The 1,226-nt window shown below is 72.2% G+C and carries 2 protein-coding genes; both read right to left on the bottom strand.

The window, feature by feature from the left end:
• Window positions 1-77: 77 nt before the first annotated feature.
• A complete protein-coding gene (locus tag LOY02_RS10415; RefSeq protein WP_317182290.1) occupies window positions 78-878 on the bottom strand; it encodes an alpha/beta hydrolase in 801 nt (266 codons plus the stop codon).
• Window positions 879-1,043: 165 nt separating this feature from the next.
• The coding region (locus tag LOY02_RS10410) for a hypothetical protein (protein WP_317182289.1) at window positions 1,044-1,226 on the bottom strand (183 nt) is incomplete at its 5' end.

Here is a 1,226-nt window from a genome sequence, read left to right as displayed (position 1 = left end):
CCGGGTCCGATGCGTCCGGGTCCGATGCGTCCGGGTCCGATGCGTCCGCACCCGGCCGAGGGCCCTGACCGGTCTGGTCAGGTGTGGTCCGCGACGAAGTCGGCCACGGCCCGCAGGCACGCGTCGTTCTCCTCGAGGACGGGCAGATGGGCGGCGTCGGGAAGTCGCACGACCCGGGCGCCGGGGATGCGCTCGGCCGCGGCGAGCGCATGGTCCGTCGACACGGGGTAGTCGAGCTCGCCGACCACGACGAGAGTGGGCAGGTCGAGCTCCTCGAGGCGCTCCCAGGCCTTGGTGCTGCTGTTCTCCTCGCCGGGCGGCTCAGCGGCGAGCGCCCGCCCGTTCATGTCGAGGAACAGCTCGCGCGTGGCCCCGTCGACCCGCCCCTCGGACCCGCCGTTGATGCCGTCGAGCCAGAAGCGCGCCTCGAGCCGGTTGAGCTCGTCGAGGTCACCGCTGGCTTCGGCCGCCTGCATCTGCTCGTCGATGGCCTGCACCTCGGGCGAGTCCTCCCCTTCCGGGGCGCCGCTGATGGCCGGCGCGATGAGGACGAGTGCAGCCACCCGCTCCGGGTGGGTGAGGGCGAGGTCCAGGGCGGTCCGACCGCCCATGGAGTTGCCGATGACGACCGCAGTGCTCGCGTCGAGGGCATCGAGCACCGCGATCGCATCGTCGACCCGTGAGAAGGGCTCCGGCGTGTAGGTCGTCCTGCCGTGACCGCGCGCGTCGAAGGAGAGGCACCGGTTGGTGGCCGCGAGTCGCTCGACGAGGGGCCGCCACGCCCTCCGGTCCGCGACGCCGGCGTGGAGGAGGAGCACGTCGGGCCCGTCGCCGACGATCTCGGTGGCGAGCACGGCCGATCCGTTCGGAATCTTCACTTCCCCAACGTTGCCCCACTCCACGGTCGGACGCGAGCCGATATCCGGTTGTGTGCGCTGTCGGCCGGGCCACCGCGCAGCCGTATGCCGCTGGGCCCGGTCACCCGGCCGCGCGCGGTCTGCGGCGTGGTCGGGAGAGCCGGCCCAGCGGCATACGGCCAGGAGTCAGCTGCGTGAGGCGATGGTGTAGGCGATCACGTCGGGGGCGCTCACGGGATCTGCCATCGGCGCGCACTGCCCCGCGAAGTCGCAGAAGGCGAGTCCGTTCTCCCCGCTGCTCGACAGGATGTTGACGACGACGCCGGACCCGTCATCGGCGAGCTCCGTCTGCCAGATGTAGTTCGGGGC

The organism is Intrasporangium sp., assembly GCF_032907665.1.
GTDB lineage: Bacteria > Actinomycetota > Actinomycetes > Actinomycetales > Dermatophilaceae > Intrasporangium.
Note: the sequence above shows the minus strand (reverse complement) of the source record. Positions and strands in the feature narration are given on the sequence as shown.